This is a genomic window from Flavobacterium sp. (assembly GCF_039916025.1).
Lineage (GTDB): Bacteria > Bacteroidota > Bacteroidia > Flavobacteriales > Flavobacteriaceae > Flavobacterium.
In genome coordinates this window covers 25966-46826 of the sequence record NZ_JBDSMB010000078.1, presented here as the reverse complement: position 1 = coordinate 46826, position 20861 = coordinate 25966, and the positions used below count along the sequence as shown (strand labels likewise).

Genomic DNA, 20861 nt, shown 5'->3' with positions numbered 1-20861 from the left:
CTTTGTAAATTATATCATGGTAAAAGACTGTGAAGAGTGTAGTGTTCCAGTCTGTAATTTCCCCTTTCACGTCTTTTAAATCTATCAGCATCGCTTCTAAATGGACTATTGTATGATACTGCCTTTTCGGTTCGGAATATTTCGTGAATATTTTCCAACCAGAGGTTAATGACCATTCATTGTCTTTAGAATATTTCTTGACGAGCTAGAAAAAGGTATCTGTCAGCATAATTTAGAGATTGCAAAGTTATTTTTTAATAACAAAAAACTGCGTTAAGAGCCCACCAGTTTGAGAGTATATAATTTTTATGAATCATTATTATACATTTTGGTATTATTTGAAGGTTAATTTTCTGTAAAATATTTTTTTATTACAGGTTAATTGTTAAATTCGTATCAGATAAAATCAAAATACCACTTCATGGTTTTATTCTACATCTAAATGTGCATGAGCAATAAGATTCCAATCTTTGTTGTTTGTATTATGAAAATGAAATATTCTTTAAAGCCCTTTTTTAGAATATATAAAGACATTTAGAAAAACACATTAATTCAGCGTTTGAAAAGTTTGAAAAAACTTTAATGGGATAGGTATATCTATTATGCTTACCGAGCACCGTGCTGAAAAGCATGTGCCCAGAATCTGTTTATTTAGTCTGAAAGGGCTAAAGAAATTAAAAAATATCCAAAAAAATTAATTACAACCAACAATATCGATTCTACTAACCATTAACTATACACTAACATGAAAAATTACTTTTTGCTTGCCTTCCTGTTTGCAGTGCTATCCTTAAGCGCTCAGGACAGGAAAGACCATTGTGGTACCGATGCTATTCATTTAAAACTAATGAATGAAGATGCTAAGTACAAGATGAACTTTGAAAAAAGCACTGCCGACTGGCTGGAGTATGCTCCTAAGCATCTTGATGACTGGAAACCGGTCAGAATGAAGACCAACAATCAAACCCAAAGTCCTCCTAACGTTGTTACACTCTCTGTTGTATTTCATGATGTGTCAGCCAGTGGGACTTATTTGTTGCCTTCCGCTGCTCCGGTCTCGAACTATCAATACATTATTGATAAACTGAACCTGGTTTATGATGGTACAAACGTTAACGGCAATACTGCCGGAAATAATACATTTATCCAATTCTGTTTAGCAACGCGCACTCAGTCAGGTGATACTTTTACGGTTGCTTCCAATCAAAAATCATCATCCGTAGCAGGAAGTTTGGATGCAGGTGATAACGGCCAGCATCAAACTATTGCGGGAGTTAGTTTTACTGCCAGTTATTTTAATACCACAAAATACATCAATGTTTATATAGTAGATGACATTCTAGGTTCTGTGGCGGGTTTTGCTTATGGCCCTTCTGCCCATGGCCAGAATTATGACGGTATCTATATAGAACGACAATGGCTGCTGAATAATGCTTCGTTGAATCTTAATATGAATGTCTTTGTTCATGAAATGGGGCATTATTTAGGATTGCTCCATACTTTTGGAATTTGCAACCCTTCTTCAATCGGAGCTCTTACTGATCCGATTACGGGATATAATCCGTGTTCCTGTGATAACGGTAATTGTTTGTTTAATGGGGATATGATATGTGATACTGCGCCTAATATGCTTATTCAATCGGGTTATGGTATAGGATCTTTTCCTAACAGCTGCCATACCGATGCTATCGCATATCCTTCTATTGCAAATAATCTGAATCCAATAACAACAGATGTTGTTGACCCTAAGGACAATTATATGGATTACGGTATCTGGAGCCTTGAAAAATTGTTTACTACGGGTCAAATTACGCGTATGCAGTTTATGATTGACCCTATCGTAGGGCCTAGGAAATCATTGTTGGGACAAGCCGTTTGCGCTAATTGCGCCTTGATGACTAATTGTAATTTCAGCATAATACCAAATGCGGCTTTCACTCAGCTTTATCCAGCCTATCCACCCCGATATGAGCTTTACCAGGTAGCGGGTGCCACTCCGGCTGTTCCGATAACCGTGAACAGCAGCTGTAGTGCTTCATTAAATTATACATGGAAATTAGAACTCCTTGGAGGAAACAGTAATACATTCATTGCTCAAGGCACCGGAAACAGCTATACTACTGCGTCTGGTTTGGTACCGGGTAATTACCAGATTACCTTTACGGCAACATTGGCATCGAACGCCCAATGTATTGAAACCACTACCTTTGCTTTTACGATAAATCCGACTCTTACTTCCTGCATTTTGCAGACCCCTATTTCCAATAGCCTGGCAAATTGGGTATCAGCAGGATGGACCCGTACTTCATTTACCGGAGGTTGGAATAATAATGGAGTATCTTATCCGGCAGGCTCGCAACATTTTGACAATACACAGGGCAGTTTTGATACTGCCGGATTTGACGTTCTGCCGATAACTCCAGGCGGTACTTTGTCAGCCGATCCGGTTTTGGGTAGCTATATGCTGCCAACTACCGCCAATATCAATCAGGTCATCCGTGTGGGAAGGAACGATGAACAGGGCGGGGGACGTGCTTTTTATGCCAGAAAGACAATTACAGTAAATCGCAACAATTGCAGGTTCAGGGTGTGGATACTGGGTGGTACCCAAGGGGTTGCCGCCAATACCGCTTATCCCTTCGTAGTTTATACGGGACCAAATAATGACGCTGCTTTTGGAATCTTAAACAAATATCACTATTGCAGCACCGTAAATAACAGTAGTGCAACCACGCTGAATACAACCATTGGTTTTGATGATACTAATTTTGTAGGTGCCTGGTATTTTAATGCCCTTAACGATGTTGTATCACAACGGGTAAAGTTAGGCCCTGGAGATTTTGTTTCAAATGGTACCTATAGCGTTACTAACGGATGGAAATCGGTTATTATGGATTTTAGCGAGTATGTTGACCTGAATGCGGACACCGAAATTACGCTGACCTTTTTTGCGCATTCAAATATTGCAACTTCCGCACTTCAGAATGCGTACGCTTACTATGGGTTTGAATGTTTGGGTGGAGGTCTTCCGAAACCTTTCAGCTTTGATATTCCTGATACCAATCTTGCATGTAGTTCTCCTGATACGCAAAGCTGTAAGGAATTTAATATTCCTGCGCCTGCTTACTTTAATTTAGGCGGATACGGTGTAGGCCATAATAATTTAGGATACAATTTTGACACTTTCCAGGTGTTTAGGCTTGTAGGTGGTGTGCCTACTACCCTTATGCCTATTACCTTTCCTAATAATTCAACGTTTAAGATCTGCCTGGACCAAAGCGACGCGCCGTTTCAGGATTTCCGAATCTTCTATAACACGATGCATGGCATGGTAACGGATGATTTTAGGCTTTATGTTGGATTTTATAACAATTTAGATGATTGTACTACTGGTGACCAGATTAATACCACATTCCATCCTAACCTGACCAATGGCGATATATTGCTCTGTGGCACCAATGCCTTGCCATTGCTGCATCTTACAAATACTTGTATTACGGTGCCATTTACCTACCAGTGGCAAAGAAAGGGAGACGGTTCCTCTACATGGGTTGATATAGCGGGTGCTGTCACTGACCCGACTGACCCCACTAACCCTGCCGCATTGCATGACACTTTGCAATTGGTTTATAATCCTGCATCAACCGCGACATTTCCTGATATATCCAATAATTACAATCCTTTTGTATGCAATAACTACAGAAGGGTTGTGAAATATAAGGAGCCTTATTGTGGCAATCCAAAAACAAAAAAAAGCGATGAATTTCATATCTACAATAGACAGGAACTCTTTTTAGCATTTAATAGCGTTAACGAGAATGATATTTGTTTTGGGGATACCTACGATTTAACGCTCAATCAGCCAACCCTTAATATGGCGAATAATTATGCGTCCTATAGTTGTTCGCTACCTGGTCATTTTGCAACCGACGTTGCAGCGATACAAAATACCATACATTTCCAATTGTACGACCCTGTTACACATCAGCCTTTCGGAAACGTAATTGATTATACATTTAACGGTGCATTCAATAATTATACTAGTATTCCTGGGTTAACGCTACATTTTACCTTCAATAATATTAACCCTGCCACTGGTAATACACCATTGTTTGTGCCAACAGCAACCCAATTGAATTTCCCGTATGATATCAGAATTACCGGAACGTATTTAAATTGTCCGCTTGATGCAGATGCCCATACCTATCACATTGGGGATATTAATTATAGTTTGTCAGCCGTTGGTGGGGTTATCGGTTACAACTGCACTACTCCAAACGGTATTTCGAGTGTTGATGACGGTGTGACCTATGGTGGTTATGGTTGGGAGTTTTCTACCGACAATGTCACCTTCTCGTCAATAACGGGAGGGCCAAGCACCGATACGCTACCACAAAGTTTTATAGCCAGCTTAAGCACTACCTATTTTCCTGCTACCATATATATAAGAAGAAAATCGAATGGTACTGGCCAGTGTTTGAACCCAAAATACAGTAATGTAGTTGTTATAGCAACAAATGCACCCGGAAGCATTATATTCAACACCTCTGTTTTACCAACCCAGATTTGCCATGGCGGCACGGCACCGGTTTTACCAGGGGTATCCAGCAATGGTGTTCCGGGAACATGGAATGTAGCTACAGTCAGCAATACAGTTACCGGAAATTACATATTTACTCCTTTACAGGGATATTGTTTACCTCCGTATACCTATCATTTGACTATTAGGAATTTAGTAGCGCCTGCATTTGCGGAGCTAAATCCAATTTGTGCCGGTGCGCCTTTAACATTGCCGGGCAGCTCACTGAATTTCGTCAGCGGTCACTGGACACCTGCAGTTAATAATATGGTTACTACGGAATATACATTCCATCCCAACGGCAGCATTCCTTGTGTTATTGAAACTACGATGACTGTTGAGGTTTATCCTTCTTCAGCAGTTAGCTTCGCTAATTCCCATTTGTTTGACCCCATTTGTGCCGGAGCCACAGCACCGGTTCTACCAACAGTTGATGACAATGGGGTAGTGGGTACCTGGAGTCCGCCTACGGTGAGTAATACCATTGGAAATACCTATACCTTTACCCCAACAGGTAATCCTTGTGTTACTCCTGCAAGCTATGTTATTGGAGTGATACCGCAATGTGGGTTTACGCTTGCGTGGGGTTCTGAAGTGAGCTGCCAATGGACCACCGACGGACGAAAACTGGAAGTGGATATTGTTGATGGGCCATGCCTACGTGTTTGTGAAAACAGTACAATTCATTATGAATTGCACGGAAATTTAGCAAGTATCGCTTCTACCACCTGGACTATAACCGGTGGAACGCCAAGTAATGAAACCAGTACTTCACTTGATATCACATGGAGCAGTGCTACTTTCTGTGCACTTCAGGGCGTTATCCACTTAACCAATGGTACCGAGGTAATCATCAATAAGTGTATTGAAAAACTGGAATCCCCCCATGCATCATTTGGTGTGTATCCTTTACCGGCGGGAGAGTTTTATACTACCTGCGTCAATACACCAACCTATTTCGAAAATTATTCCTTTGCAAACAGCGGGGATGACAATTTATACTATAACTGGTATTTTAGCGACGGTACTACCTCTAATGAATTTGAACCGATACATATATTCCACGAGCCGGGAATATATACGATTGACCTGGTTGTTTCCAACGGTTGCAGCTGTGTTGACAGGGTTACTGGTGTAATTTCCGTTGAAAAGGGCGATATCCAGATTGATTGTCCATCGGTGACCTGTGAAGGAAGCAGGGAAACCTATACGATAGACAGCAGCTATGAATCCTGTCCGGATATTAACTGGCAAGTAGAGGGAGGCACGGTACTTTCTTACCAAAATAATAATACGCAGGCACAAATAATGTGGGGTACCGGTAATGCTGATGGGTTCGGGTATATAACGCTGACTTCTTCGTCCTGCAGCCACTGCGCCTCTATTGTTAAGATTCCAATCGTACAACAGGTGGGAACTATTAAAGGAGACCTCTATGTTTGTGAAAAGACACAAAATCTTTATTCCCTGCCACAATGGCCAACCACTGACTTTAACTGGACTCTGGTGGACAATGGTACGGGAGCAATCCTTGCTTTGACAAACCAACGCAACGAAATCATTTTACAGTCCCAGTCACAAGGCGTAGTGGAATTATATTGTACATACACGAATACCTTGTTAGGATGTGGTGGTACAGCCCATCTTACCATTCATGTCCAGCCGGGTGTTAGGGTTGAAGGCCCTACAGAAAGTTGCGTAGGAACACCAGCCACTTATAACCTGTTGGACAATGCAGGGACCTTGTTGCCTAGTGTGACCTGGACCGTAGATGGACCGGCTTTATTCCAACAAACCGGTACGAATAATCCTTTTCAGATTGCATACCCTGGACCAGGAGTTTATTATATCACTGCGAGCGGGCCAAACCAATGTGGGTCCACCCGTTTTCAGGTGACAGTTAAAGCACAGCCGGCCACGCCTACTTCGGTATTGGGTCCTAACGTGGTGTGTCCCGGCACTCCGGTTACTTACACTGTCAGCCCTCCACCGGGGGCTACACCGCACTGGACTGTCCTTAATGGATCCATTATAGGCAGTTCGGTAGGAAACAGTATTTTGGTTAATTTCAATCCGGCAGCAACTACGAATTTTGTGGTTCAAGTTTGGTACGAGCAAGATGGCTGTACTTCGGGTATAAGGTCTGTTGTCATCGGACGCGACTTACCGAACCTAGCCATAACCCACGCAGATACCACGGTATGTGGCAGTACTTACGGTAATTATTCGATAGCGAATACCCAAGCCGATAGTTATACCTGGTCAATCGTACCTGCTACAGCAGGAAGTATCGAAAGTGGACAAAATACCAATTCGGTGCATGTCTTATGGAATCAGCAGGCGGGAACAGCAACTATCAATTTGCAGGTTCGTAAATGCGGACAAATGTATCCACTTAACCCAATAACGGTTACTATAATAAGTGCTCCATCGATTACGATAACGGGGTCTACCGATATTTGTTCGGGAAGTGCGGCCAACTTTAGCTTTAACCAAACGCCAAGTGGCACGTTTAGCAGCGTGCTTTGGAACTTTGGGGACGGTGCTACAGGCACTACCAATCCGGTATCCCATTTATATCAAACGCCTCTAACTGGTAGTATCAATTACACGGTTTCGGCTACCGTAACAGGAGCCAATGGTTGCCCTATGAATGCTTTTGCAACCAAGAATGTTGTGGTGTACCCTTCGCCTGTTGTTGCGATTACTCCTGCTTCAAACCTAAACCTATGTGGGCAACACAGTCCGGGAGACTATACGTATTCGGTTACTATGCAAGGTGGCTTTGCCGCTACTGACCAAATTACCTGGTATCATAACAGTGGGGTACTAACGACAGGAACGGGCCCTGGTGCCGCAACCATCGACGTCCAGACTACGGGGGTGGGATCGTATTATGCTACTGTAACCAATAGCCATTGTACCAGCACGACGAATACCTTTTATGTGACAAACAACTGTGCCGGATGCGTTGCAACCCAGGTTGTTGATGCTACAGTGGAGTCTAACCTGAACTGCCAACACGTGATTGCCCATCCAACGGCATTACCGGCAGGTTATACTAATGTGAGTTGGTCGGCCAGTTTGCCGGGAGCTACAATCCTGAGTAATGATGTTACTTCGTTTGAGGCAGAGAACGTGGCACCAGGTGAATATCCGTTGCAGTTCACAGCCACTTACAACAACGGCAGCCAGCTTTGTACCACTACAAAAAACCTTTCGTTTATTATACCCTATAAAGCCAATTTGAAATACCAGCTGAGCTGTGGTGTGGGTAATAATTATAATGTCAAATTGGTTGACTTTTCGACTTATTATGCCAATACCCCTATTACGCAATGGTGGTTTACAATTGATGGTGGAACCAACTGGTATGCGGGAACTGCAGGCGCCGGTGGCATCAGAGAGTATAATACAACCTTAGCGCCGGGTACTTATACAATAGGTATACGTATCGCCACATCTGGTTATGCTTTTTGTGAAACGTTTATGACACTTGTTGTCCCTGGCAAACCTAATGCTAATTTTACCAATGAGCTTCAGGTATGTGCAGGGAGCCCTGTTCACTGTGCGCTAAGCAGCCCACAGCCCGGTAATCAATATGTATGGAATTTTGGGGATTTTTCTACGAATTTACAACCTAACCCAAGTAAAACATACTCGACTAGTGGAACATATTTTATTACTTTAACCGTTTCGGATCAATTTGGCTGCAGTATAACTAGTGCTCCACACCCTGTTATTGTAACTCCAGTAAGTATGGCCGGAAGTATACAGGTGACCCCTGCCAACGTTTGCCAGGGGGGCACGATGAATTTACATTTTAATTCTACGGGTGCCCAGGTTCCTACTAATTATGCCTGGTATCTAAACAGCACCACAGGTACACCATTGGCCAACGGCAGCAGTCCTAATCTTACGGTTAACCAAAATGGACAATATTTAGTCCACTTACAAAACAGCAATGGATGCTTTGTATATAACCAGCCTGCTGTTACTGCAGCCTTTATACCGCTTCCTTCGACTCCGGTCATTACAGGCAACGCCATTGCCTGTGCGAACTCGCCAATAAAATTGAAGGTGCCTGCGAACAGTTCTGTTACTTATTCCTGGAGTATTAATAATGGACCCTCTCAGCCACAATGGAGCAACCTAAGCAGCATCGTTGACCAACAAAGTACGCCTGGTACTTATACCTACAGCGTAGTAGCCACTGTTACAAATAGTGGTACCAGCTGCAGCAGCGCTGCAGGAACCTTCCAGGTTACTGTTGTTGCCGCGCCGGATATGCCTATATTGTCACTAAATACAGTAGTATGTACTCCGTATCAGGTTGAGGTTGTTGTAACTAATCCACAGACTGATGTTGGTTATTATTGGAGTAATGGTGGCCTCGGTACAAGTACTGTGATGTCGCATGACGGACCACTACAGGTTAGGGCAGTTCTTAATGAGTGCGTTTCCAAAAGCCAGATTGACCTGCCTATCGACCTTGATGCCTTAGCGTGGATTTTCCCTAAAGGATGTTACAAGAGCTGCGATAAGCCGACAGGTTATATTATTGGCCCATTAGGCTCTTTTGAGAAATGGGAATGGCTTGAAAATGACAATGTAGTCTCCTCGGGAGCATCTGAGATGCTACCGTTGACGAACCTTAATAACAGTTCCTATTCGATGTTCCTCGATAATGGGTATTGCCAGCAAACTACCGGTTATGCGACGTTCACAGGCAAAGAATGTGAAAAATGCGAATTCCGTTTTGAAGTTAAGAAAATTAGCTGCGTTAAGGTAAATAACCAAAACGTCTACCAGATCGAATTTGCGGCGGTTAACCCTTATACCTCGGCAGCTTGGGCTACTTTTACAGCTCCTAACGGCGAAGGTAGTTTTATGACGAATACACTGTCATTACCTTCGGGAATAAGCACTCAGTTTTTATATTTTAACGGACAAATTGGATTTAATGGCGGTGCGGTTACAATACACGTTGCAGCCTCACATGATGGAAAGGATTGTGTCCAGGATTTCGGCATAGTATTCCCTGAAAGTTGTGAAAAAGTTGAAGAATGCAAATTTGAGTACAAAGTTGGAAAAATTTCCTGCGTAAAAACAGAAACCACCAATATTTATCGTTTTGAGCTGGAAATTACTAATCCGTACGCCATTAATTCAACAACAACTGTAAGCGTTCCAACTAGTGTAGGTACTATTAGTCCTTCCCCAATTTTGTCTCCAAGTGGTGTTTTGCTGCACAACTTCTATTTTTACCCTGCTACCGGCTGGAGCGGAGGAGGCATACCTGTGACTGTTACCAGTACCATCGGAACTGCAGTATGTACCAAATACTTAGATATTAAGATGCCTTCAGAATGTGCTACAGTTAAAATATGTGACTTCAATTATGAGTCCATTAACGTAGAATGCCATCGAATGTCAAATGGACAGTACGGATATACTGTTTCGATGATTATCAATAATCCATATAGCACACCTGCTACGATTGGTTTATCAGCACATAATCATGAAGGTTATTTTGTACCTTCTACTTTGAACCTAGTAGCAGGGTCATCAATACAGACTTTCGATTTTTACCCCAATGGCGGCTTTATGGGAGGGAATGTGAATATTACCATTGAAGGCCATTACAAGGATGAGATATGTATTAACGATATACGTATTGGATTTCCTCATTTGTGCTGTCCAACTTGTAGAACAGTTGATTTGGATGACCCAAAAGTGACTGACAAAAACCTTTTGGTGGTGGCTCCTAACCCTGCGAATGAGAATACCACAATTTTTTATAACTTTGTGGAAACCGGTGGAAACAAGACTATCCTATTAACCGATTTATTGGGAAGAACTTTGTTAGAGTGGCATCCTTCTACTGCAAAAGGAACTTTAGAAGTAGATTGTAGCCGCTATGCACAAGGGCACTATCTGATTTTGATGAAGCAGGATAATGCCGTCATTGAAAATACTAAACTAATAAAACATTAAACTATGAAAAACCTAGTAGTTCTTTTATTACTATCATCTGTATACTCCGCTCACTGCCAGTCCTGGCAGTGGGGCAAACGGGGTGGGAGTGCCCAGGAGCTTGACTTTAATGCTGCAGGACCCGAGGAAGCACATCATTTGATTACCGACAGTAATAAGAACATCTATGGAATTTCGAGAGTGGGACAGGCCGGACTTAACATCGACAATGTGGTTAAAACCAATTTTGATACCGGCTCCTATCCCAATGATTGTGCCTTATTTAGTTTTGCCTGCGACGGCAGTTACCGTTGGTCCAAAATTATAGGGGGCATTAATATTGAAATTGTCAATCCACTTCAGGTTGATGGACAAAACAACGTTTATTTTTCAGGAAAATTTGGCGACTGCACCACGGATAGTAGTTATCCCTTTCGGATAGACAGTGATTTTATCAATACTTATTATGATTGCCGCATCCTTTTTTTGGCAAAGTATAACGATAGTGGTTTGTTGCAATGGTTAAAAAGACCACAGGCTGTGGGGGTTGATCCGTCGGTGAGTTATACCGAAACCAGGAGTGCCGGATTGCAGACAGATGCATCAGGAACCAACTACTGGTTGGTAAGACTGCCTCCCGGGACCTATGCTGATGGCGCCTTTGTAAATTCGCTGGCAGGCAGCAATTGGTTTATACTAAAGTATGATGCTGCCGGTAATTACGTGTCTAATATTTCTCTAGACATCCAGACGAGTACCGGTTATGCGGGGCTTCATTTTCAACGAAATCCCAATAATGGACAATTTTACATTTATGCGGGCAAGGAAGATACCAGTGCCGATACGGCTACTGTTGGTGGTAATACCGTTACGCATTCGACTTTCCTGGCATGCTTTAACGCACAGGGCAATTTTCTGTGGAAGCGTGAAGATACCGTGAACGATCCGGGCTATCTTAGTATTTATAACCTAGCTTTTGATTTGGATAATAATATCTATTTGGGGGGTAAAATTGTGGGTTTAAATTTGGAGAGTTTTCTTGGTTTTTCGGTTGCCGATCCGGTAACTCCGGGTTATGTAATGAAAACCAATCCTGATGCCTCACAATTACTGTGGAGTTCTAATAGTAATAGCCCTTCTGAAGTTTATGGTGGTATCGCTATAAACGGAAATGAATTGGGTTATACCAGTTATTGCGGCGGTCCCAATTTTACATGGGGCACTCAAACCTTAAATGTGAATGCGCTTGGTCAGGGGCAGGAAGTTTTGCTTGCCCGATTTGATAAAAATAGTGGTGCCTGTATCGGATTGGCAAATATACCGGGTAATGACGGGTTTAATGATGTAGGGGCATCTATTACAGCAGATGCGTCGGGGGATTATATATTGGGTGGTTCTATTGGAGGTATACTCTATTTTAATAATAGCCAACAAATCGTAAACAGTGGTTCTCAGTCTGATTTTTTTATTGCAAAGTATGCTACAGAAGCTTGTTCGCCTTTAGCCGTAAACGAAAATAGCTTAAACACTATACAATTATATCCAAACCCTACTAAGGGAATTGTTATGTTTGACAATAGTAATTCTTATTTTCAAAAGGTATCCGTTTATAATTATTTAGGGCAGGAAATAGTAAAACCTTTCAGCTGCACCCAAGGGGGCAATGCCACTATAGATTTGACAGGTATTCCAAATGGCATTTATATCATTAAACTGGAGGGAATTTATGGATCAAAAAGCGAAATGATAGTGAAGCAATAGCTAAAAATGAAAACAGAAAATAATAAAGGAGGGCATTGTTGCCCTCCTTTATTATTTTTCATGAATTATGTAAAGCAAATTGTGGAGAAAATAGTGTTTAAAGCGTTAGTAATTGTTTTTAAAATAAGTTAGCCAATGCTAAAGCATGTCCGGCGCAAGCCACGAAGTGTACTTGTTATTGTTTTTACCGAAGTGTCAATTTGTTTTGTAATAGGAAAGAAGAATAGTTAAAGCTATTTCAATAACTGTGACACTTCGACTGTGCCCAGAGCAGGCTTCATTTTTTAGGAGGGGAAAAATCAATATATTAATACTGCTTACAGAGACAAAATAAAAAAGGACAAATTCAAAAAAATGAATTTGTCCTTGATGGTGGGCGATGAGGATTAACTTCGTTGAGCCTTTTTTGGATAAGTTGAACAAGAAACCTAAAAGGCTACTTTCGTAGCCTTTATTTTTTATTTCCAGTCTACTTACAAAAGCAAGCTTTTAACACAGCTTGAAAATAAAAAAACCGAAACGTAAGTTTCGGTCTTTCTTGTGGGCGATGAGGGGACAAAACCCCTGTATTTCAATAATTCTTAAAAATATCAAATCCCTTTATTTATAATACTTAACATGATTTTCGATTCATTTAGGGTTATTAAAATTCGCTTAAATTCGCATTCCGTTGACTAAATGTTGACTAATTGTGTATATTTGTTTTGATTAAAACAACATCAAAATATAATGGCAAAGATAAAATATTTACTTCAAAGCAAAAGCGAAACCTCAAACATTTATGTCCGTTATTCAATAAATAGAACTACAGTATTAAAACGCAAAACAGGTTTTATTATTAGTGCCAAAGATTGGAGTATAGATAAATCACAACCCAAAATGGGAAGAGAGGATTTAAAAATAATAAAATCAAAACTGGATAAGCTGGCAATATTTATAAATGATGCCCATAATGAGGGAATCAGTAAGGGAATAGAATTTACTGGAGATTGGTTGCAATTGCAAATTGATTTATTTAATAATAAAATTGCAATTGTTGAACTCGATGTTTTAACCAATTATATTGATAAATACATTGCAGAAGCACCTTATAAAACCAATCAAAAAAAAGAAATTGGTTTAAGTACAGGACGAATTGGGAATTTGAAGCTATTTAAAAATGTCATAAAGCGTTATGAAGAGCAGATGCTTGGCGGAAAAAGTATCTTAATCAAAAATATTAATCTGCAATTTGTCGAGAAGTATAAAACGTGGCTTTTTGACCAAGGTTATGCTGTCAACTACGTTGGTAAAAATATCGATAATATAAAAACGATTTGCAATGATGCTTTTAAAAATGATATTGAAACATCTATCCAATTGAAAAATATTAAAAGTATTTCCGAGAACAACACACCCGAAAACGTAATTTATTTATCCGAAGAAGAGCAGGAACAAATAAAGGATACCACACTGATTAGAGAAGCCCTTATTAATGCGAGAAAGTGGCTGTTATTAGGATGCTTGGTTGGTCAACGTGGGGGCGATTTATTGGATATTTCAGAGAAAAACATAAAAGATATAAACGGAATTAAAATAATTGAACTCAAACAACAAAAAACAGGCAAACTCGTTGCTATTCCGTTACTCCCCGAAGCATTGGAAATTATAGAAAGTGGAATGCCTTATAAAATATCCTTACCCCGTTTTAACGAGTACATTAAAGATGTCTGTAAAGAAGCGAAACTTAATGAAAGAATTCTAGGGCGCAAGAAGCCAAAAGCAAACAGCCCAACAGTTAAGGATATTTACCCGAAATATGAAGTTGTTACAAGCCATATTTGTAGACGCTCATTTGCAACTAACTTTTATGGGCGCATTCCCACTCCAATATTAATGAATATAACAGCTCACGGAACGGAACGGATGTTTTTAAATTATATCGGAAAGACAACCTACGACAATGCCTATCAAATGTTGGAATATTTCAGTAAGTTAGCCCCAAGAGATAAAGCACCCGCTGCAGAAGCTATTGAAAATTCGGGCAATTAAACATTTCAAATAATTAAAACAGATAAAACAGAAGGCATTCAGTAATGGAATACGAAAAAATATACGAGGATTTTTATTCAAAATATTATACTAAAACAGAATTTTTAATAAAAATGTTTCTAATTAAGCGTAAGAGCCAAAAGAAAACATTTGGAATTACATTAAACGAAGTAAACATCTATTTGAATGATGTTAATCTAAATAAGCACAACTTAAATAAAAATAAGAATTTAGAAGAATTGCATCAGATTTTTGGTAGACGATATAGTATTTATGAGATTGACCAAGTACAAGAAGTTTTTGCAAATGAGATAAAAACAGCATTTAACAAAATTGATATATCGGAATTTCCAACAAATTATACTTATACTAAATTCATTCAAGAAATTGCAATTATTGAAGTTATAAATGAAATTTTAAGGCTTCTATCTATTAATTCGCAACTACTGGAAATGTTCTATAAATTAAACGAATTTAATGAGTTTGAAATCAAGTATCATCGCAACATATCTTTAGAAAATTACCCAGTTTACAAAAAAATGCACATAAAATTATATCCCGAATATTATACCAATTTTACGAAAAACGAAGATTTAGAAGCAATGTTTCAAAGCAATGCTAGAAATATAGAGAACGATAATTTTTTTGCTTCATTGTTTATCAATTCAGATGTTTACAATTGTTTTTTAGAGTATCAAAAACACATCATTGATTTTTATATTGACTATTCCTATCTTAAAAAAAGACTGGAATCTGAAAAATTAATCCATTATCACAAAGACAATGATTTTATTAAATTCGTTTTTGAAGATATTAAATTGATAAGTAAAAAAAATTACGATGAATATTACATAAATGGCAAATTAAAATCTTTGGCGAAAAGTTTCAGCGTTCAAAGACAAAACAACTTCAACCTTGTGTTTAAAGATTTATTATAATTCAATAAAACACAACCGCCCCAAATGGGCAAAAACCGCTCTAAATGGGCGTTCATATAGATACAATTTTGTGCTTATTAATCTTAATTATAAGCACAATGACTACACAAATTTTTTTAAACGGAATCACTCTTGAACAATTAGCCGAAGCACTTAAACCACTATTACAACTTCCAAAAAAGGTTGATGAATCTGTATCAAACGAGGATGAACTTTTAACCCGTGAACAAGTTTGTAAATTACTATCCATCAACAAAACTACCCTTTGGAAACACACCAAATCAGGTAAGCTTAAAAGTTTAGGATTGGGTAACAGAGTATATTACAAAAGAAGCGAAGTTTTACAAGCTGTCAAGCATTTAAACCAATAACAGTTATGAGTAGCGATATAAAAGTTCTCAAATTATCTGTTTTAAACGATGCGATTGATATGGCTATGCAAAGTGAAGAAGAAAAATTAAGCAGTATTCTGAATAACCTTAAAATTAGTCCAAAAGAACAATTGCAACCGCCTCAAGTCGCTTTGCAAATGGCAAACAGAAAAACAGAGGGTTACAGTACTTTAGGAACACTTGGAAATTTCAGCTTAATTATTGGAAAAGCTAAAAGTAGAAAATCATTTTATATCAATATTGCAGTGGCGACAGCCATCAGTAAAGATTTGGTTCTTAATTTATTTAAAACTGAATTGCCACAAGGACAAAATGAAGTATTGTATTTTGATACAGAACAAGGAAAATACCACGTTCAATTAGCTTTAAAGCGCATTTGCAAACAAGTTAATATTGAAGAGCCTGATAACTTGCAAGTTTATCATTTAAGGAGCAAGACACCCGCCCAGCGTTTGGAACTTATTGAGTATGCTATTTATCACAATGATAAAATTGGGATTGTAGTTATAGACGGTATAAAAGACCTCATTACTTCCATTAATGACGAAGCGGAAGCAACAATGATTGCCAGTAAACTTTTAAAATGGACAGAAGAGCGTAATATTCACATTATAACTGTACTGCATCAAAATAAAAGTGATAGCAATGCTCGTGGGCATATTGGCTCGGAATTGATTAACAAAGCAGAAACGGTGCTTTCTATCACAAAAGCGGAAACAGACAGCACTATTTCAATTGTTGAAGCCCAACAATGCAGGAACATAGAACCTGAAACCTTTGCATTTGAAATTATAGACGGTTTGCCGGTTATTGCAGAAAACTACGAATTAAGAACTGAAACCAAAAAGAACAAATTTGATGTTACAGAATTGGAAGATTACAAGAAATTTCAATTATTAACAGAAGTATTTAGTAAGGGCGAAAGGTTCACTTATAGCGATTTAGTTATACAGTTAGGTTTAGCATATAAAAAACAATTTAAAAGCACTATTGGAACAAATAGAGCCAAAGAACTAGTAACCTATTGTAAAAATAAGAATTGGTTGCAACAGGAGGCAAACGGAAAACCTTATACACTTGGAGCATTCAAAGAAGAAGGAATATTATAACTCAATCGGTTTAACTATTCGTTATTATTTCAATGTTATCGGTTTAGTTTAAGCGTATATATACGCTATTAAACTGATAAACCTCTGATGTAAGGTTTATTTAAACTGGTTTAAACCTTTAAACCGATGAAACTATATAAATACAATTTAGATAAAAGCAGTAAGAAGTTTGTTTGCCCGAAATGCAATAAACGAACCTTTGTTAAATACATAGAAACAGAAACAGGAAACTACTTAAACGATGAATTTGGACGGTGTGACCGTGAAACAAGTTGCAGTTATCATAGCACCGTGAAAGGCGAAACTAATAACTCGTTTGAAGTAAAATACATTGCGCCGTCTGAACCAAGTTTTCACAATTTAGAATTAGTTGATAAAAGTATGAACGATTATTTAAACAATAATTTTATTCAATTTTTGAAAACAATATTTACTAATGAAGAGGTTAAAAAAGTAACAAATAAATACTTACTAGGAACGTCAAAGTTTTGGAACGGTGCAACTGTGTTTTGGCAAATTGATGATAAAGAACTTGTTCACGCTGGTAAAGTTTTACATTACGTTTCAGATACAGGAAAACGTTATAAAACAAAAGAGGGTAAAGGTTTAATAAATTGGGTGCATAGTATTTTAAAACTGAAAGACTTTACCCTTCATCAATCTTTATTTGGTTTGCACTTGATTAATGAAACGAACCAAAAGACGGTTGCAATAGTTGAGAGCGAAAAAACAGCCGTCATAATGAGTGTATTTAAACCCGAATATGTTTGGTTGTCAACAGGAGGTAAAGGGTTTCTAAAATACAATATGCTATTGCCAATAAAACAATTTAAGATTGTTGCATTTCCTGATAAGGGAGAATATAAGGACTGGTTAAATAAAGCAGTTGAATTAAACAAATTTGGTTTTAAAATAGATGTAAACGATTGGCTTGAAAATTCCAGATATGAGAACGGAATAGATTTAGCAGATGTTTATATTGATTCTTTAAATTTTGAATCTGAAGTTGATTAAGGGTAAAAGAGAACAGCCAGTTTTGATTTAGAAAACCATTGCAATAAAACCTAAAAATCATTGCAATGGCATTGCAATGCCATTGCAATTGTCTCGCAACGCCCATAGAATAAAGGGTTTCATAATCATAATTAATTGAAGGCATATTGCAATGGCGTTCCAATAGCATTGCAATTATTTGTTCAATCCAATTTTAGTTTGATTAATTAATTTCTTTTAATTTAGTATTTTCTTGTTTCAATTTAGAGTTTTCTTCTTCAAGTGTAACAATATATTTTTTCATTGTTTCAAATGTATACTGATTAAAGTCATTGGGTGCATTATCATTGTTTATAATATATATACCATCATTTGGTTCGTACACTTCTTCAAGTTTAACATTTAGTTCTTTAGCAATCTTATTCCATTCTTTTTTTGAAATTTTTGTAATTCCATTTTCTCTACGATTATAATTAGATGCATCAAGTCCAATTTTAAATGCGAAATCGGCTTGCGTTAAGCCTTTTTCCTTTCTAATATCTATTAGTTTTTGCTTTATCATTATTGCAATTTTTTACGAAAATAACATTTATGATGTAAATAGCATAAATATTGCTCAAAATAGCATTTTTAATTTGAAAATAAACCTACAAATTTGAGAAACCAAAACAGATAACAACTTTGAAATAATTAATGGTTTAAAGAATATGAAAAAAGTAATTGTATCATTGTTTTTGATAGTGGTTTTCATAATTTCTTGTAAATCAAAAAGTATTAAAGAAAGACCATTGGGTAAAGCTGTAGAAAGAGAAGTTGATTACATACCTTATTATTTGGAAGTTCATAAAGCAGATAGCTTGTATCTTATAAATGATTTTGAAAAAAGTTATAAATTATTAGATAGTTTATTTAAAATTTATAAACCTTTAAATACTGATACCTATGTTGAATATGGTATATATGTAAATTCAGCAGTAATGTCAGGGAATATTGAAAATATTGAAGAAAAAGTTAGGTATGGGTATTCAAATTTTGGTGCAATAACACCAAGACATAGAGATTGGATAGCAATTGATAATAAGGTTTTCATGGCAGCTAAACTAGCTAAAGTTGAACTTGATAAATTAATAAAAGATTACCAAGGAAAGCTAAATCTTGATTTGAGAAAATCTTTGGTAAAAATGTATAATGATGACCAAAATGTTCGTAATGGTAAAAATAGCAGTACTGAGTTACAGGAATTTGTTGATGATATTAATAAAATAAAATTAGATTCCATTTTTTATAAGTATAGTTATCCTGGTAACTCTTTGATTGGTACGAATAATGCTTTTCATGAAATTTCAGATTATGTTAAGATTGATTTTTTCTTTTTACATCAACCTAACGAATTTAAAGATAAGTATTTGCCAATAATTTTAGACAATCTAAAAAAAGGAAATTGTGAACCAGATGTATATGCAATTATTTATGACAGAAAAATGATAGAATTAGGGAATAAGCAGTATTATGGGTCATATACTTGCCCTGATGGTAATGTCTGCCCATTATCTAATGTAATAAAAATTGATTCTATAAGAAAATCTATTGGTCTTCCAAGTATACAATATGATAACTGGAGATTGGAAAAGTTTACAACTAATTAAATAGTAATTTTTAAATAATTAAATATGAAAACGTTAAAATCGATGAAAGATTTTGTTAAAGGAGTTTCTCCTCTAACTAAAAATCAACTTAACAATGTAATTGGCGGAAATGACATCAGGTATGATGTGTCTTGCGACCGCGCGAGTGGTTGTGATGACCGTGACGAAATGCACAATGACTATAATCCAACAACTGGACTATGGTCAGGATGGTATCTATTCAAAAGAAGGTTAACTCTTTCTGACTGCTAAATTATTAAGGTTAATAAAAAAGTAAAGAGACTGTTTAAAATCAATAGTCTCTTTTTCTTTTTTAATCGAAAAATAAATTAAAATCTATGATATTTATCCTCAGTAATAATAATGACACTTCAACTAAATATGTTATTGAATGGCTTAATTTCTTAAAAAAGGATTGGTTATGCATTAATGCTCAAGATAATGTTGAAATTGAGTTTTGTGGAGATGAAATTATTTTAAAAACAGTATCATTTTCAATTAAATTATCTGAAATAAAAGGGTTTTGGTATAGGAGAGGTTATCTAAGTGTAAATAATGATTTTATCACTCAAATTAATCAATTTGACAGTTTGCAATCAGAAGAATTAAATTATTTGATACAATTTATATATTATAAATTGACAAAAATAAAGAATATTAACTCTATAGCAAATTCTGATGTTAATAAATTAATTGTTAACGATATTGCCAAAGAATTAGGCATTTTAACCCCAAGAGATTTGTTGTTTTCTAATGCTAATGATTTAAAAAGTGAATTGAAGAAAGATAGCACTTCATATATTACAAAGGTTATTAGTGGTCGATGTATGCAAAATTTTGAAGATTTTACAATTTTTAATTACACTAATTTAGTTGAAATTGATAAAATAAAAACTGAAACTTTTTTTCCTTCTTTAATTCAAAATTATATTGATAAAAAATATGAATTAAGAATATTTTATTTAGACGGAGACTTTTACACTATGGCGATTTTTTCCCAAAATGATAATAAAACAAATATTGATTTTAGAAATTACAACTACGACAGACCTAATAGAACAGTACCTTTTAAGTTGCCTAAAGAAATCGAAAGCAGTTTAAATTTATTAATGAAAAAACTTGACTTAAATTGTGGTTCTATTGATATGGTAGTGACGCCAAAAAACGAATATGTATTTTTAGAAGTTAATCCAATTGGACAATTTGGAATGATTTCCTATCCTTGTAATTATAATTTAGAAAAAAAAATAGCGGAATATTTATGAAATTAGATGAAATTAAGAAATTCATAGAAGATAATAAAGATAAATTACCATTATCTTACAACAACATTGTTATACAAAAGACAGGTAATGATATTATTTTAAATGAAACTAAGCTTCTGAAGAGGAAGTTTATGGTTAATAATTTTAACAAAGCAATAAGCCGTTTTTAAT

The 20861-nt window shown here is 36.9% G+C and carries 12 protein-coding genes; 11 read left to right on the top strand and 1 reads right to left on the bottom strand.

Features of this window, described 5'->3' with window-relative positions; genetic code table 11:
* Nucleotides 1-760: 760 nt before the first annotated feature.
* From ABIQ27_RS05020 to ABIQ27_RS04990, 7 genes are all read left to right on the top strand, one after another.
* Nucleotides 761-10576: a PKD domain-containing protein gene (locus ABIQ27_RS05020; RefSeq protein WP_348032634.1), complete on the top strand. Its 9816-nt coding sequence runs from the start codon at nucleotides 761-763 to the stop codon at nucleotides 10574-10576.
* 3 nt (nucleotides 10577-10579) lie between these two features.
* Complete coding sequence (locus ABIQ27_RS05015; protein WP_348032632.1) at nucleotides 10580-12316, top strand: T9SS type A sorting domain-containing protein; 1737 nt, start codon at nucleotides 10580-10582, stop codon at nucleotides 12314-12316.
* A 729-nt stretch (nucleotides 12317-13045) separates the two neighbouring features.
* Nucleotides 13046-14347, top strand: coding sequence for a phage integrase SAM-like domain-containing protein (locus ABIQ27_RS05010; protein ID WP_348032630.1), 1302 nt, complete (start codon nucleotides 13046-13048; stop codon nucleotides 14345-14347).
* A gap of 113 nt (nucleotides 14348-14460) precedes the next feature.
* A complete protein-coding gene (locus ABIQ27_RS05005) occupies nucleotides 14461-15285 on the top strand; it encodes a hypothetical protein (RefSeq protein ID WP_348032628.1) in 825 nt (274 codons plus the stop codon).
* Between the two features lie 98 nt (nucleotides 15286-15383).
* Nucleotides 15384-15656 carry a helix-turn-helix domain-containing protein gene (locus tag ABIQ27_RS05000; RefSeq protein ID WP_348032626.1) on the top strand — a complete coding sequence of 91 codons (273 nt, stop codon included), beginning with the start codon at nucleotides 15384-15386 and terminating at the stop codon, nucleotides 15654-15656.
* Nucleotides 15657-15661: 5 nt separating this feature from the next.
* A complete protein-coding gene (locus tag ABIQ27_RS04995) occupies nucleotides 15662-16786 on the top strand; it encodes an AAA family ATPase (RefSeq protein ID WP_348032624.1) in 1125 nt (374 codons plus the stop codon).
* 126 nt (nucleotides 16787-16912) lie between these two features.
* Nucleotides 16913-17800 (top strand): DUF6371 domain-containing protein, encoded by an 888-nt coding sequence (locus ABIQ27_RS04990; RefSeq protein WP_348032622.1) that lies wholly within the window; start codon nucleotides 16913-16915, stop codon nucleotides 17798-17800.
* A 202-nt stretch (nucleotides 17801-18002) separates the two neighbouring features.
* Here ABIQ27_RS04990 and ABIQ27_RS04985 read toward each other — a convergent pair whose 3' ends face one another.
* Complete coding sequence (locus ABIQ27_RS04985; protein WP_348032620.1) at nucleotides 18003-18341, bottom strand: helix-turn-helix transcriptional regulator; 339 nt, start codon at nucleotides 18339-18341, stop codon at nucleotides 18003-18005.
* Between the two features lie 145 nt (nucleotides 18342-18486).
* Here ABIQ27_RS04985 and ABIQ27_RS04980 point away from each other — a divergent pair, with 145 nt between their 5' ends.
* From ABIQ27_RS04980 to ABIQ27_RS04965, 4 genes are all read left to right on the top strand, one after another.
* Nucleotides 18487-19425: a hypothetical protein gene (locus tag ABIQ27_RS04980; RefSeq protein ID WP_348032618.1), complete on the top strand. Its 939-nt coding sequence runs from the start codon at nucleotides 18487-18489 to the stop codon at nucleotides 19423-19425.
* A gap of 24 nt (nucleotides 19426-19449) precedes the next feature.
* Nucleotides 19450-19677 (top strand): bacteriocin, encoded by a 228-nt coding sequence (locus ABIQ27_RS04975; RefSeq protein ID WP_348032616.1) that lies wholly within the window; start codon nucleotides 19450-19452, stop codon nucleotides 19675-19677.
* An 86-nt stretch (nucleotides 19678-19763) separates the two neighbouring features.
* Nucleotides 19764-20690, top strand: a complete 927-nt coding sequence (gwsG, locus tag ABIQ27_RS04970; RefSeq protein ID WP_348032614.1) for a grasp-with-spasm system ATP-grasp peptide maturase — start codon at nucleotides 19764-19766, stop codon at nucleotides 20688-20690.
* A complete protein-coding gene (locus ABIQ27_RS04965) occupies nucleotides 20687-20860 on the top strand; it encodes a hypothetical protein (RefSeq protein WP_348032612.1) in 174 nt (57 codons plus the stop codon). Before gwsG ends, ABIQ27_RS04965 begins: the two co-directional genes overlap by 4 nt.
* Nucleotide 20861 lies beyond the last annotated feature (1 nt).